The organism is Frigoribacterium sp. AC759 (assembly GCF_979256015.1).
Genome location: NZ_CEEDMT010000021.1, coordinates 1 through 14355 on the forward strand (window position 1 = coordinate 1; position 14355 = coordinate 14355).

Sequence of the window (14355 nt, forward strand, 5' to 3'; positions counted from 1 at the left end):
CGTGCCCCTGCCGCCCCTGCGGCCGGTGCCCCGCCGCCCTCCGGCCGGCGCAGCGCTGCCCGCTGCCGGCGCCACCCCCGCCCGGCGCCGCCCCGTGTGTCGGCAACTCCTGCTTTCTGCGCCGCGGCGGCTCTCGAGCCACCGAGGACGGCGCTTCGCGCGCGACACGCAGGAGTTGCCGACGGTGGAGGCTGTCGAAGCGGCGGCAACCCTTTCCAACCGAATCCCGACCGCGCAGTGGGCGCACGAACCCGCAACTCGAACGACAGCCCCGGGCGAGCGTCCGGCCCCGCCCGCCGAGACGGCATCTCGCGTCGGCAACTCCTCCTGTGTGCAGCTCACGCCGCCGCCGAACGGCGTGTCGCCCCGGCGAGCGGCAGCGAGCAGGAGTTGCCGACCGGCGGGTCGGGATCGGGGTCGCGTCGCTGAGCTGCTCCCGCGGAGAGTCCTCCACAGTCGCCCATCCCGGCACTCCGTCCACAGCAGCGGGCTGAGTCGGGGCACTGAGGCCCGCCACGGCAGCAGCATCGCGTCATGACCACGATCGCCGAACTCGTCTCCGCTCACGGCGGGCTACTCCACAAACACGCCCTCGTCGCCGAAGGGGCCACCGACCGGCACCTGACCGCCGCTGTCCGCTTCGGCGGAGTCCGCAGACCGAGGCGCGGCTGGTACTCGACCTGGAAGCCGGACGACCCGCGGTACATCGCGGTCGCCGTAGGCGGTCGACTCACCGGCGCCTCGGCGCTCCATCAACTGGGTGCGTGGATGTGGCATCGGCCGAAGATCACCGTCTCGGTCCCAGAGTCCGCCTCTCGACTCCGTCGCAGAAGGGGCGTGAGGGTGGCCTGGGATCCCGTCGAGCTCTCGACGCGCGGGACGACCTGGTCGGTGGACCCCCGAGACGCGCTCGCGCGGGCCGTGGTCGAGGCCGACAGCCTGGAGGACGCCGTCATCCTCGTCGATTGGGCCCGACAGCGAGGCGTTCTCGTGGACGACGACGATGCCCGGGAGGTGCTGTCGCGCAGGGGAGCCGACGCAGCCGGTCTCGCCGAATGGAGCGATGGTCGGGCGGAGAGCATCCTGGAGAGCGCCGCGGGGACGCGATTGCGGCTCGCCGGGCGAGAGATCCGGAGGCAGGTGCCGGTTGGTCCCCGTGGGGAGCGCATCGACATCGTCGTCGACGGGGTGGTGGCGCTCGAGACGGACGGTCGTGAGACCCACGCATCCCGTTTCGACAAGGACCGCCTGAAAGACGCGACCATGATCCTCGCCGGATTCCTCCCGATGCGTGCCAGCACCTCGATGGTTCGAGACCGGTGGCTCCTGGTCGCGGCTGCCGTCGACGCCTTGGCGTCGCAGCCCCTCCGGGCACCCGATGGCTTCGAGGTCGGTGAGGCCTCTCTGCCGCGGGTGCTGCCGGGGAGAGGCCGGAGGAAGTGGCGCCTCGGCAGGAGCAGGCGGCGCCGCAGACAGGAGTCGCCGTGGCGCGGCGGGCGGGGGCTGCCGGCGGTGGCGGGCCCCTCGGCGTAGAAGGCGGCGACACCGGGCGCGCAGCCGCAGCAGGGCGCGCCTCGGCGCGGGAATGCAGGGCGCGCCCCGGCGCGGGAATGCAGGGCGCGGCCCGATGGTTCGGCGGGTGTGACTGATACGCAGAACCGGGCCGTGAAGGTCGACATCTGGTCCGACATCGCCTGCCCCTGGTGCTTCATCGGCAAGCGCAAGTTCGAAGACGCGGTGGCGCGCTACGGCGGCCCCGTCGAGGTCGAGTACCACTCGTTCGAGCTCTCACCCGACACCCCCGTCGACTTCGAGGGTGACGAGGTGAAGTTCCTCGCCGACCACAAGGGCATGCCCGCCGATCAGGTGCGGGGGATGCTCGACAACGTCACCGGGATCGCCGCCGAGGTGGGTCTCCAGTACGACTTCGGCAAGCTGCGTCATACGAACACCGTCAAGGCGCACGAGCTCCTGCACTTCGCGAAGGCGAACGGCCTGCAGCGGGAGATGAAGGAGCGCCTGCTCGCCGCCTACTTCGAGGAGGGCCGCCACCTCGGGCGCATCGACGAGCTGGTGGACCTCGCCACGGAGGTCGGTCTCGACGCCGACGCCGCCCGTGCCGCCCTCGACGACGGGCGCTTCGAACCCGACGTCCGAGCCGACCAGGCCCAGGCGCAGGCTTTCGGCATCACGGGGGTCCCGTTCTTCGTGCTCGAAGGCAAGTACGGCATCTCGGGGGCCCAGGCGCCCGAGATGTTCCTCCAGGCCCTCCAGCAGGTGGGCGCGGAGGTCTCAGCGTGACCGACCGGGCCACGACAGCCCCGCAGTCGCCGTCGAGCGGGGAGCCGTCTGCCGCGGCGGCCACCCCAGCGGCGGCCACCCCAGCGGCGGCGGCCCCGGCCGCGGGCACCCCAGCGTCGACGTTCACCATGCTGGGCGCCCCCGACGCGGTGGCCTGCGAGGGCGACGCCTGCCTGCTGCCCGTCCGCTGACCGGCACGAGACCAGGTCGCCAGCCGAGGAGGCGCGGCGTCAGTCGCTGATGTCCGCCACGGTCGCGTCGTACCCGGCTATCAGGGCGTCGGCGTCGACGAACGCGCTGTAGCCGTGCTCGCCCGCGCCCAGGGCGACGCGGAGTCCGACGATGCGCTCGTCGGCGTAGACGGGCCAGGCCGTCGTGCTGCCGATGGGTGTGATGGTGCCGCGTTCGTAACCGGTGGCCTCGAGGGCGATCTCGGGGCGCGGGAGCGACAGCTTGTTGACGCCGACGACTGCGCGCAGCTTCGACCATGAGATCTGACGGTCGCCGGGCACCAGGGCGAAGAGGAACGAGCCGTCGTGTCGTTTCACGACGAGGCTCTTGACGATGTCGGACGGGGTCAGCCCGAGTAGATCCGCCGCCTCGAGACTGTCGGGCTCCGGTCGCGACACGACCTCCACAGCCACGCCGTGCGCCGCGGCATCCACCTTGACCCGCTGTCGTCCTGTCGGTCCGCCGTCGCTCATGGGAGAATCGTACCGATGTCCATTTCCACTCTGCCCTCCCGTGGCCTGTCGATCGGTCCGATCGAGGTCGCCTCGCCCGTCGTGCTCGCTCCGATGGCGGGCATCACGAACACGGCCTATCGCCGTCTGTGCCGCGAGTACGGCGCCGGTCTCTACGTGAGCGAGATGATCACGAGCCGCGCGCTCGTCGAGCGGACGCCCGAGTCGATGCGTCTCATCCAGCACCACGAGTCCGAGACGCCGCGCAGCATCCAGCTCTACGGCGTCGTGCCGAACACCGTCGCCGAGGCGGTCACGATGCTCGTGGCCGAAGACCGCGCCGATCACATCGATCTCAACTTCGGCTGCCCCGTCCCGAAGGTCACGCGCAAGGGCGGCGGTTCCGCTCTCCCCTGGAAGACGGGTCTGTTCCGCGAGATCGTCGAGCGGGCGGTGTCGGCGGCGGGCGACATCCCGCTGACCATCAAGATGCGCAAGGGTATCGACTCCGACCACCTCACGTACCTGGAGGCCGCCAAGGCCGCTCAGGGCGCCGGCGTGGCGAGCATCGCCCTGCACGCTCGCACCGCGGCCGACTTCTACTCCGGCACGGCCGACTGGTCGGCGATCGCCACGTTGAAGGAGACCGTCACCGACGTCCCCATCCTCGGCAACGGCGACATCTGGTCGGCCGCCGACGCCCTCCGCATGGTCGACGAGACCGGGTGCGACGGGGTCGTCGTGGGGCGCGGCTGCCTCGGGCGTCCGTGGCTGTTCGGCGACTTGGCCGCGGCGTTCCGGGGCGAAGACCTGAAGGCCGAGCCCACTCTCGGCGAGGTCGGCCGGGCCTTCCGGCGTCACGCCGAGCTCATGGTCGAGTTCTGGTCGGGTGACGAGGGCCGCGCCTGCCGCGACATGCGGAAGCACGTCGCGTGGTACTTCAAGGGCTATCCCGTCGGCGGCGAGGTGCGCTCGGCGCTCGCTCTCGCCGACTCGCTGGCCGAGATCGACGATCTGCTGGCCACCATGGACGCCGCCGAGCTCTACCCGGGCGCGGCGGCGGAGGGCCCCCGGGGTCGAGCCGGAAGCCCCAAGCGTCCGGCGCTGCCCGACCGCTGGCTCGAGAGCCGCGACCTCGACGAGGCGTTCAAGGCCGAGCTGGCGGCTGCCGAGCTGCACCACAGCGGGGGGTGACCCGCGCAGGGTCCCGACCCGCGCCTCCTTCGCCTCCGCCCCTCCCGATCGAAAGGCCCCGGTGTCCACCGAAGCCGCGTCCACCGAGTCCGCCCCGAGCACGTCCGCGGGGTACGAGCCCGCCGACTCCGAGCGGTGGCTGCCCGAGCAGCACTCGAACCGGCGCAGCGACTTCGCGCGCGATCGGGCGCGGTTGCTGCATTCGAGTGCGCTCCGGCGTCTGGCGGCCAAGACGCAGGTGCTCAGCCCGACCGCGGGTCTCGACTTCGCGCGCAACCGGCTGACCCACTCGCTCGAGGTCGCGCAGGTCGGTCGCGAGCTGGCGACCAGTCTCGGTCTCGACCCCGACGTGGTCGACACGGCCTGCCTCGCGCACGACCTCGGGCACCCGCCGTTCGGGCACAACGGCGAGAAGGCGCTGAACGACTGGTCCGTCGGCATCGGCGGCTTCGAGGGCAACGCCCAGACCCTGCGACTGCTGACGCGCATCGAGCCGAAGGTCATCGACGAGTCCGGCCGCAGCTACGGGTTGAACCTGACGCGGGCGAGCCTCGACGCGAGCTGCAAGTACCCGTGGCCCGCCGCGCAGGGCGTGCCCGACCCCGGCGGGCGGATGAAGTTCGGCTTCTACGACGACGACACCGAGGCGTTCGGCTGGCTGCGGGCCGGTGCGCCGCGCCGCCGCCGCTGCATCGAGGCCCAGGTGATGGATCTCAGCGACGACATCGCCTACTCGGTGCACGACCTGGAGGACGCCGTGGTGAACGGCTACGTCGACGTCGCGACGCTCGGTTCGAGCGACGGGCACGACGATCTCGTGACGGCCATGCACGAGTGGGTCGGCGGCGAACTCAGTCGCGACGAGCTCGTCGAGGCGTTCGACCGCCTCCGCGCGCAGCCGTTCTGGGTCGACTCCTACGACGGCGGGCGCCTCGACCAGGCGCGGCTGAAGAACCTGACCAGCCAGCTGATCGGTCGTTTCGCCGGTGCGGCGACCCAGTCGACTCGCGAGTCGTACTCCGAGAAGAGTCTGACCCGGTTCAGCGCGAGCATGGTGGTGCCGCCCGAGGTGATCGGCGAGATCGCCGTCCTCAAGGGGATCGTCGCGGCCTTCGTCATGACGCACGGCACGCGGCAGCCGATCTACCAGAATCAGCGCGAGCTGCTGACGGGTCTCGCCGACGCGCTCTGGGCGGCCGGGCCATCCGAGCTCGACCCCGGGTTCGCGGCCGACTGGGCTGTAGCCGCCGACGACTCCGCCCGTCGTCGCGTCGTCGTCGACCAGGTGGCCTCGCTCACCGACCAGAGCGCCATCGCCTGGCATGCGCGACTCGTCCTCCCCAGCTGACCCCCGAGCCGAGGAGGCACGGGTCGGCACCCGTGAGCGACCGCCGGTGTCAGCCGCGCGACCTACAATCGACACGTGCCCGGCCTGATCAAACGAAACGACATCGACGAGGTCCGCTCGCGCACGAACATCGTCGACGTGGTCTCCGATCACGTCACCCTGAAGGGTGCCGGTGTCGGGTCGATGAAGGGCCTCTGCCCGTTCCACGACGAGCGCAGCCCCAGCTTCCACGTGCGTCCGCAGGTGGGTCGATATCACTGCTTCGGCTGCGGTGAGGACGGCGACGTCTTCAGCTTCGTCCAGAAGATGGACCACACGACCTTCCAGGAGGCCGTCGAGCGTCTGGCGTCGAAGATCGGCTTCGAGCTGCACTACGAAGACGGTGGTCAGGCCAGCGACCACGGCAACCGGGCGCGCCTCATCGCCGCGAACGAGGGCGCGCGCGAGTTCTTCGTCGAGCACCTGACGGCGTCCGACGCCGACCCCGCGAGGCGGTTCCTCGGCGAGAGGGGCTTCGACCCCGCCGCGGCGGAGCGCTTCGGGGTCGGTTTCGCGCCGAAGTCGTTCGACGCCCTGCGCGGCCACCTCAAGGGCCGCGGCTTCAGCGACGACGAGCTCGTGGCGGCCGGTCTGCTGAGCAGCGGCGACCGCAGTCCGTACGACCGGTTCAGGGGTCGTCTGCTCTGGCCGATCCGCGATGTCACGGGCTCGACGATCGGCTTCGGGGCGAGGCGTCTGCTCGACGACGACAAGGGCCCCAAGTACCTCAACACACCCGAGACGCCGATCTACCACAAGTCGCAGGTGCTCTACGGTCTCGATCTTGCCCGCCGGGACATCTCGAAGGGCAAGCAGGTCGTCATCGTCGAGGGCTACACCGACGTGATGGCCTGCCATCTGGCGGGGGTGACGACGGCCGTCGCGACCTGCGGCACGTCGTTCGGCGTCGACCACATCAAGCTGCTGCGGCCGATGCTGGGCGACGTCGGCGGGGCCCACACCTCGGCGAGCGGCGAGGTCATCTTCACGTTCGACCCCGACGAGGCGGGGCAGCGCGCCGCCTCGCGGGCCTACGCCGAAGAGCAGCGCTTCTCGGCCCAGACGTTCGTCGCGGTCGCCCCCGACGGCCTCGACCCGTGCGACCTGCGACTCAACCGTGGCGACGACGCCGTCCGCCGTCTGGTCGAGACGAAGCGCCCGCTGTTCGAGTTCATGATCCGTCGGGTGGTCGACGAGTTCGACCTCGAGACCGTCGAAGGTCGTGCCGGTGCGGTCCGGGCCGGTGCCCCGGTGCTGGCGACGATGCGCGAGCAGTCGCTGCAGCGCGGCTACGCGCGGATGCTGGCGAAGTGGGTGGGCGTCGACACCGACGAGGTCGTGGCGGCGTATCAGGAGGTCGCGAAGGCGACGGCGAGCCAGAACTCCCTCGAGCGCGCCAAGCCGCACGACGCCTCCGACGGACCGCAGTCGATCACGAGTCTTCCGCCGCTGCCTGATGAGCCCGCGGGCCCGACCCTGCTGACTCTGCCGTCCGACCTGACGACCCGCACCGAACGCGACGCCCTGATGGCGATGCTGCAGCAGCCGGCCGCCGTCGGTCTGACGCTGATGCAGCGTGCGGCCCGGGCCCGGCTCGAGAACAGCGCGCTCTCGGTGGTCCGCGACGCCATCGGCGTCAGTCTCGACCGGCTCGAGGCGAGCGACTGGCTGGACGCCGTGCTCGACCAGACGCCGGCGCCGTTCGACGTCCTCGCGAAGGAGCTGGCCGTCGCGCCGATCCCCGAGCGGGAGGGTCGGGAGATCACCACGTACTGCCGCGGCATCGTCTCGTCGCTGGTCGAGCGCGACATCCTCCGCGAGAAGGCCGAGGCGATGGGCCAGCTGCTGCGCACCGACGCGAAGGCCGACCCCGCGCGTCACCGCGAGATCCAGCTGCGCATCGTCCAGCTCGAGGACGAGCGCCGGGTCGTCCGGCAGGAGTAGCCCGACGTCAGCGGCAGCGGCAGCGGCAGCGGCAGCGGCAGAGGCAGCGGCAGCAGCCGCAGCCGAAGCCGAAGCAACAGCGTCAGCGGCAGCAGCATGGATGCGCATACATCCGCCCGCCCGTCGAACCACGCTCTGAACAGGCCGAAAAGCACGACGCGGACCACGTGGCAAAGGTTCATTGCGGGCCTGTAAACACTTCCGCGAGGAGTAGGGCCGCGAGTCCGGTGTGTGTTACCAATGGATCCACCCCGAATCGGGCGCGAACACAGCCGTGCCCGCGGGGTCTCCTTGCACACAGAGAAAGAGGTAACCGGATATGACATCCGACTCCAAGCTCGGACGACGCGCACTCGCCGTCGTCGGTGGCGCCGCTGCCACCACCCTCATCCTCGCCGGTTGCGCCTCGGGCGGTGACGCCGACTCCGCTCTCGACGGCATCAGCGTCGGCACGACCGACGTCATCACCTCCCTCGACCCGGCCGGCTCGTACGACAACGGCTCGTTCGCCGTGCAGAACCAGGTCTTCGGGTTCCTCATGAACTCGCCCTACGGCAGCCCCGACGTCGAGCCCGACCTCGCCGAGTCGGCCGAGTTCACCGACCCGGTCACGTACACGGTCACGATGAAGCCCGACCTGACCTTCGCGAACGGCAACGAGCTGACCGCGAGCGACGTCAAGTTCACGTTCGACCGCCAGCTGGCGATCGCCGACCCCAACGGGCCGTCGTCGCTGCTCGGCAACCTGGCGAGCGTCGAGACCCCCGACGACAGCACCGTCGTCTTCACGCTGAACGGCGCCGACCAGACCTGGCCCCAGATCCTGTCGAGCCCGGCGTCGCCGATCGTCGACGAAGAGGTCTTCTCGGCCACCGAGCTGACGCCCGCCGACGACATCGTCGCGGCCGACGCGTTCTCGGGTCAGTACTCGATCACCGACTACTCCGAGAACGAGACGATCGCCTACGAGGCGAACGACGCGTACGACGGCGTGCTCGGCGCGGCGAAGACCGATTCGATCCTCGCGACCTACTACACCGAAGAGACCGATCTGAAGCTCGCCGTGCAGGAGGGCGACGTCGACGTCGCCAACCGCAGCCTCAGCCCGACCGACCTCGCCGACCTGGCGAAGGACGACGCTCTGACGGTGCACAACGGCCCCGGCGGCGAGATCCGCTACCTGGTGTTCAACCTGAACACGATGCCCTTCGGTGCCACGCAGACCGACGCCGACGCCGAGAAGGCCCTGGCCGTCCGTCAGGCCATCGCCGACACGGTCGACCGCGACGCTCTCGCGAGCGAGGTCTACAACGACACGTACACGCCGCTCTACTCGGTCGTCCCCGACGGCCTGACCGGCGCGACGAAGCCGCTCGAGTCGCTCTACGGCGACGGCGAGGGCGGGCCCGACGTCGACGCCGCGACCGAGAAGCTCTCGGCGGCCGGCATCGAGACCCCGGTCTCGATCGACCTCCAGTACAGCCCCGACCACTACGGCGCCTCGAGCGACGAGGAGTACGCGTTGATCCAGACGCAGCTGCAGGCCAGCGGCCTGTTCGAGGTCAACCTGCAGTCGACCCTGTGGGACACCTACAGCACCGAGCGCCGCGAAGACGCCTACCCCGTGTACCAGCTCGGCTGGTTCCCGGACTTCTCGGACGCCGACAACTACCTGTCGCCGTTCTTCGTGAAGGACAACTTCGTGGGCAACCACTACGACTCCGCCCAGGTGCAGGGTCTGCTCGCCGCCGAGATCGCGGAGTCCGACGAGGCCGCCCGCACCGAGATCATCGGTCAGATCCAGGACGTCGTCGCGAACGACCTGCCCACGCTGCCGCTGCTGCAGGGCACGCAGGTCGTCGTCTCGCAGAGCGACGTGCAGGGTGTCGACGACACGCTCGACCCGTCGTTCAAGTTCCGCTACGCAGCGCTCAGCCGCTGACCGGTTGATCGCGCGAGCGAACATGTTCCACGACGCCTGACACGCGAGGGGCGTCCCGCCATGGTGCGGGACGCCCTTTCGTGCGTCGTGCGTCGCCCTCACCCCTGAAAGGCACCCCCCGTGACGTCGCTCATCGAGGCCCCCCTCGCGAGCGGGCCGCCCACCCCCGACCCCACCGTGCGACGACGTCGTCCCGGCGGAGGATTCGGTCGCTACCTCGTGGTCCGCGCGCTCCTCATCATCCCCACCGTGTTCATCCTGGTCACCCTGGTCTTCTTCCTGATGCGGGTCGTCGGGAACCCGATCACCGCCTCCGTCGGGGGCCGCCTCACCGAGGCCCAGCTGCAGGAGCGCCTCGCCGCCGCAGGCTACGACCGCCCGATCATCGTCCAGTACCTCGAGTACCTCGGTCAGATCGTCCGGCTCGACTTCGGCACCACCGCGACCGACAACCGCCAGATCAGCGAGGTCATCGTGACCTACGGCTCGGCGACCGTCGAGCTCGTCTTCTACGCTCTGATCATCGCGCTGGTGATCGGCATCCCGCTCGGCATGCTGGCCGCGTACGTGCGCGACCGCTGGCCCGACGCGATCCTCCGCATCCTCGCGATCCTCGCCTACGCCACCCCGGTGTTCTTCGCGGGTCTGCTGCTGAAGCTCACGTTCTCGGTCTGGCTGGGCTGGTTCCCGCTCGGCGGTCGCGCCTCGACGCGCGTCGGCATCGCCCTCGGGCGGATCGAGAGCCCGACGGGCATCTACCTGATCGACGCCCTGCGCACCGGCAACAGCACGATCATCGTCGACGTGCTCTCGCACGCGGTGCTCCCGGCCCTCACCCTCGGACTGCTCACCGCCGGCATCTTCCTGCGTCTGGTGCGCACGAACGTGATCGGCACCCTGGGCTCCGACTACATCGACGCGGCCCGCTCGCGCGGCGTCAGCGAGCTCCGCCTGGTGCGCAAGCACGCCCTGAAGCCGGCGCTGATCCCGATCATCACGGTGATGGGTCTGCAGATCGCGATGCTGCTCGGCGGCTCGGTGCTGACCGAGACCACGTTCGGCTGGCGTGGGCTCGGCTTCCAGCTGCAGCAGTACCTCTCGGCCCGCGACTTCATCGCCGTTCAGGGCATCGTCGCCGTCCTGGCGGTGATCGTCGCCGTCACGAACTTCCTGGTCGACGTCATCGCGGCCCTGATCGACCCCCGTGTGAGGTACTGACCATGACCGACTCCGGCAGCACCTCCAGCACCACCGGAACCGGCGTCCTCGCCGACCGTCGCGCCCCGCTCTGGAAGCGCCTCCCGATCGTCGCGCAGCTGCGCCGGTCGGTCGGCCTGCAGCGCGGCATGCTCGTCGCGGGCGTGGTCATCTGCGCCGTCTTCCTGCTCACGGCCGTGTTCGCCCCGCTCATCGCCCCGTACGGCTTCGGCCAGCTCGGCGACGACGCGGGCACCTTCACCCGTCAGGCCCCGCCGTCGGCCATGCACCTCTGGGGCACGACCGTCGGCGGCTACGACGTCTTCAGCCGGGTGGTCTGGGGCACGCGCACCGCGATCGCCGTCGTGGTCGTCGCCGTCGTGCTCTCGATCACGATCGGCGTGGCCCTCGGTCTCGTCTCGGGCTACCTCGGCGGCTGGCTCGACCGGGTGCTCGTCGTCATCGCCGACGCCGTCTACGCCTTCCCGTCGCTGCTGCTCGCCATCGTCGTCTCGATCGTGATCAGCGGCGGTCAGTCGAGCCTCTGGGGCGGGATCGTCTCGGCCGGCATCTCGATCACGGTCGTCTACGTGCCGCAGTACTTCCGTGTCGTGCGGGCGGAGGCCGTCCGGCTGAAGAGCGAGGCCTTCGTCGAGTCGGCGAAGGTCGTCGGCAGCAGCACGCCGCGCATCATGTTCAAGCACGTGCTGCGCAACTCCACGCGCAGTCTGCCGCTCATCCTCACGCTGAACGCGTCCGAGGCGATCCTCACGCTCGCCGCGCTGGGGTTCCTCGGGTTCGGCATCGGGCCGACCTCGGCGGCCGAGTGGGGTTACGACCTCAACCGCGCGCTCAGCGACACCGCGAGCGGCATCTGGTGGACGGGCGTCTTCCCGGGCGCCGCCATCGTGCTCATGGTGCTCGGCATCACCCTCGTGGGCGAGAGCCTGAACGACCTGGCCGACCCGCGCCTCCGGACCCGCCGTCGGGCCCGCCGCAAGACGAAGAACGACATGGCGACCCCTGCGGTCGCCGCCGAGGAGGTCCCCGCGTGAGCGACACGACTGACACGACGGGCCGCTCCGACGGTCCGGGCCGAGGAGGCGCGGCTCCGGTCCGCCACGCCGGTCACGGCCTGCCCCGTGAGGCCCGCGACATCGCGGTCGGCATCAGCGGCCTCGAGGTCACCTTCGCGACCGACGGCGGCGACGTCGCGGCCGTGCAGGGCGTCACGCTCGACGTCCGCGCCGGCGAGGTGCTCGCCATCGTCGGCGAGTCCGGCAGCGGCAAGACGGTGACCGCGAAGACGATCCTCGGTCTGCTGCCCGAGACCGCCGTCGCGACCGGCGCGGTGCTGCTCTCGGGGCGGAACGTCCTCGAGGTGACGCCGTCGACGATGCGCGCGATGCGCGGTCGCGACGTCGCCATGGTCTTCCAGGAGCCCTCGACGGCCCTCAACCCCGTCTACACGGTGGGCTGGCAGATCATCGAGGGGCTGCGCGCCCACGGGGCGATCAAGAAGAAGGAGGCGCGGCGTCGGGCCATCGACATCCTCCGCCGCGTCGGCATCCCCGAGCCCGAGAAGCGGGTCGACTACTACCCGCACCAGTTCTCGGGCGGTCAGAAGCAGCGCGTCGTCATCGCGATGGCGCTCGTTCTGAACCCCTCGGTCATCGTGGCCGATGAGCCGACCACCGCGCTCGACGTCACGGTGCAGGCCGAGATCCTCGACCTGCTGCGCGACCTGCGCGACGAGTTCGGCACCGCGATCGTGCTGATCACCCACAACATGGGGGTCGTGGCCGACCTCGCCGACCGGGTCGCGGTCATGTACCTCGGCAAGGTCGTCGAGCAGGCGTCGTCGGCCGAGCTGTTCGCGTCGCCGAAGGACGACTACACGCGCCGACTGCTCGGGTCGGTGCCCCGACTCGAGTCGCGCGGAGCGCAGGTCCAGGCGGCCGATGCCGACCGCGACGTGGTCGTCCGGGCGACGGGCCTCGAGATCGAGTACCCCGGCCGTCTCGGGCGCGGCGGCTTCCGGGCCGTCAAGGGCGTCGACTTCTCCATCGCCCGTGGCGAGGTGCTGGGTCTCGTCGGAGAGAGCGGCTCGGGCAAGACCACCATCGGCCGAGCCATCGCGGGTCTGACCCCGGTGACCGGCGGCTCGCTCGACGTGCTCGGCATCGAGATGAACGGCGTGCACGAGCGCGACTTCAAGCCCAAGCGCGCCGAGATCGGCTTCGTCTTCCAGGACCCTGCGTCGAGCTTCAACCCGCTGCTGACCATCGCCGAGTGCGTCGCCGAGCCGCTGATCGTGCACGGCCGGGCGGGCGACGCCCGAGCGGCCAGGCGGAGGGTCGACGAGCTGCTCGAGGCCGTCCAGCTGCCCAAGGCGTTCGGCGACCGCTACCCGCACGAGCTCAGCGGCGGGCAGCGCCAGCGGGCGAGCCTCGCCCGGTCGCTGGCCCTCGAGCCGGCGCTGCTGATCGCGGACGAGCCGACGAGCGCGCTCGACGTCTCGGTGCAGGCGCGCGTGCTCGAGCTCTTCCGAGAGCTGCAGACCGACCTCGGCTTCGCCGCGCTGTTCATCAGCCACGACCTCGCCGTCGTCAACATGCTCGCCGACCGGATCGGCGTGCTGTACCACGGCGACCTCATCGAGAGCGGGCCGAACGACCAGGTGCTCGGCGCACCCGAGCACCCGTACACGCAGCGCCTGCTGGCGTCGCTGCCGGTGCCCGATCCGATCGAGCAGGCCGCGCGTCGCGAGCGGCTCGCCGAGCTCGACCGCGCCGCGGCCCGCGGCGACGTCGCGGGAGGGGCCGCCTGATGGCCGTCGACCTCGACATGGGCGCGCCGGTCGCCACCGACGACCTCTCGCTGGAGTACCCGGCGCGCAGCGGGCATCCGGCGGTCCGGGCCGTCGACGGCGTCACGCTGTCCATCGCGCCGGGCGAGATCCTGGCCGTGCTCGGCGAGAGCGGCTCGGGCAAGTCGACGCTCGCCATGGCGCTGGCCGGGCTCGTCGGCACCGAGCGACCGGCGGAGGGTCGACCGCGCATCGTCGGGGGAGCCGCGCGCGTGTTCGGGCTCGACCTGCTGCGATCGTCGCCCCGTCGGCGCGACCGTCTCTCGGGTGCCGTCGGCTATCTCGCCCAGGACGACGGCGAGCGGCTCAGCCCCGACCTCACCGTCGGCGAGACGATCGCCCAGCCCATCTACCAGCGCGACAAGCGGTTCGACCGCACCGAGGCCGGCCGACTCGTCGCCGACCTCATCGACGCCGTGCACCTCCCGCTCGGCACGATGCTCAAGCAGACCTGGGAGCTGAGCTCCGGGCAGCGGCAGCGGGTGGCCCTGGCGCGGTCCCTGGTGCTCGAGCCGCGCCTCCTCGTGGCCGACGAACCCGCGCGCGGGGTCGACGTGCTCGTGCGGCAGGCGGTGCTGGACGTCATCAGGAACCTGCACGGCGACCGGCGGTTCTCGGCGCTGGTCGTCACGTCGTCCGTCTCGGAGGCGCGGGCCATCACCGACCGCGTCGCCGTGATGCGCTCGGGGCGGCTCGTCGGGCTCGGGGCCATCGACGAGGTGCTGCGCGACGGGGTCGACCCGTACGTGAAGGTCCTCTCGACGACCACGCCGATCGACATCATCCGCCCCGACGAACGGGATCAGTCGTGACGGCGCCGACCCGGGGTCACCGGGCG

General features: G+C 70.9%; 12 protein-coding genes. 11 read left to right on the forward strand and 1 reads right to left on the reverse strand.

Annotated features, from left to right (window positions below; all coding sequences use genetic code 11):
• The first annotated feature begins 891 nt into the window (after positions 1 to 891).
• From ACZ6JE_RS12355 to ACZ6JE_RS12365, 3 genes are all read left to right on the forward strand, one after another.
• Positions 892 to 1533, forward strand: coding sequence for a hypothetical protein (locus tag ACZ6JE_RS12355; protein WP_464319131.1), 642 nt, complete (start codon positions 892 to 894; stop codon positions 1531 to 1533).
• 132 nt (positions 1534 to 1665) lie between these two features.
• Positions 1666 to 2301 carry a DsbA family oxidoreductase gene (locus ACZ6JE_RS12360; RefSeq protein WP_464319132.1) on the forward strand — a complete coding sequence of 212 codons (636 nt, stop codon included), beginning with the start codon at positions 1666 to 1668 and terminating at the stop codon, positions 2299 to 2301.
• Positions 2298 to 2492 carry a hypothetical protein gene (locus tag ACZ6JE_RS12365; RefSeq protein ID WP_464319133.1) on the forward strand — a complete coding sequence of 65 codons (195 nt, stop codon included), beginning with the start codon at positions 2298 to 2300 and terminating at the stop codon, positions 2490 to 2492. Before ACZ6JE_RS12360 ends, ACZ6JE_RS12365 begins: the two co-directional genes overlap by 4 nt.
• A 39-nt stretch (positions 2493 to 2531) precedes the next feature.
• On the opposite strand, the gene ACZ6JE_RS12370 is transcribed toward ACZ6JE_RS12365, so the two are convergent.
• Positions 2532 to 3005 carry an aminoacyl-tRNA deacylase gene (locus ACZ6JE_RS12370; protein ID WP_464319134.1) on the reverse strand — a complete coding sequence of 158 codons (474 nt, stop codon included), beginning with the start codon at positions 3003 to 3005 and terminating at the stop codon, positions 2532 to 2534.
• Positions 3006 to 3020: 15 nt separating this feature from the next.
• Between ACZ6JE_RS12370 and dusB the strand changes: the two genes are divergently transcribed.
• From dusB to ACZ6JE_RS12410, 8 genes are all read left to right on the forward strand, one after another.
• Positions 3021 to 4178, forward strand: a complete 1158-nt coding sequence (dusB, locus tag ACZ6JE_RS12375; protein WP_464319135.1) for a tRNA dihydrouridine synthase DusB — start codon at positions 3021 to 3023, stop codon at positions 4176 to 4178.
• A 61-nt stretch (positions 4179 to 4239) separates the two neighbouring features.
• Entirely contained in the window at positions 4240 to 5526 is a 1287-nt protein-coding gene (locus ACZ6JE_RS12380; protein ID WP_320480192.1) for a deoxyguanosinetriphosphate triphosphohydrolase, read from the forward strand.
• Between the two features lie 75 nt (positions 5527 to 5601).
• Entirely contained in the window at positions 5602 to 7509 is a 1908-nt protein-coding gene (gene dnaG / locus ACZ6JE_RS12385; RefSeq protein WP_464319136.1) for a DNA primase, read from the forward strand.
• Positions 7510 to 7828: 319 nt separating this feature from the next.
• Complete coding sequence (locus ACZ6JE_RS12390; protein ID WP_320478525.1) at positions 7829 to 9451, forward strand: ABC transporter substrate-binding protein; 1623 nt, start codon at positions 7829 to 7831, stop codon at positions 9449 to 9451.
• Positions 9452 to 9571: 120 nt separating this feature from the next.
• On the forward strand, positions 9572 to 10669 hold the full coding sequence (locus tag ACZ6JE_RS12395) for an ABC transporter permease (RefSeq protein WP_192057923.1): 1098 nt from the start codon (positions 9572 to 9574) through the stop codon (positions 10667 to 10669).
• 2 nt (positions 10670 to 10671) lie between these two features.
• A complete protein-coding gene (locus ACZ6JE_RS12400) occupies positions 10672 to 11703 on the forward strand; it encodes an ABC transporter permease (RefSeq protein WP_464319137.1) in 1032 nt (343 codons plus the stop codon).
• Positions 11704 to 11804: 101 nt separating this feature from the next.
• Positions 11805 to 13478: a dipeptide ABC transporter ATP-binding protein gene (locus ACZ6JE_RS12405; RefSeq protein ID WP_464319151.1), complete on the forward strand. Its 1674-nt coding sequence runs from the start codon at positions 11805 to 11807 to the stop codon at positions 13476 to 13478.
• Entirely contained in the window at positions 13478 to 14329 is an 852-nt protein-coding gene (locus ACZ6JE_RS12410; protein WP_464319138.1) for an ATP-binding cassette domain-containing protein, read from the forward strand. Before ACZ6JE_RS12405 ends, ACZ6JE_RS12410 begins: the two co-directional genes overlap by 1 nt.
• Positions 14330 to 14355 lie beyond the last annotated feature (26 nt).

Coding starts and splice junctions, on each gene's coding strand:
- ACZ6JE_RS12370 (WP_464319134.1), bottom strand. CDS start 3,005: ATGAGCGACGGCGGACCGACAGGACGACAGCGGGTCAAGGTGGATGCC.
- dusB (WP_464319135.1), top strand. CDS start 3,021: ATGTCCATTTCCACTCTGCCCTCCCGTGGCCTGTCGATCGGTCCGATC.
- ACZ6JE_RS12390 (WP_320478525.1), top strand. CDS start 7,829: ATGACATCCGACTCCAAGCTCGGACGACGCGCACTCGCCGTCGTCGGT.
- ACZ6JE_RS12400 (WP_464319137.1), top strand. CDS start 10,672: ATGACCGACTCCGGCAGCACCTCCAGCACCACCGGAACCGGCGTCCTC.
- ACZ6JE_RS12410 (WP_464319138.1), top strand. CDS start 13,478: ATGGCCGTCGACCTCGACATGGGCGCGCCGGTCGCCACCGACGACCTC.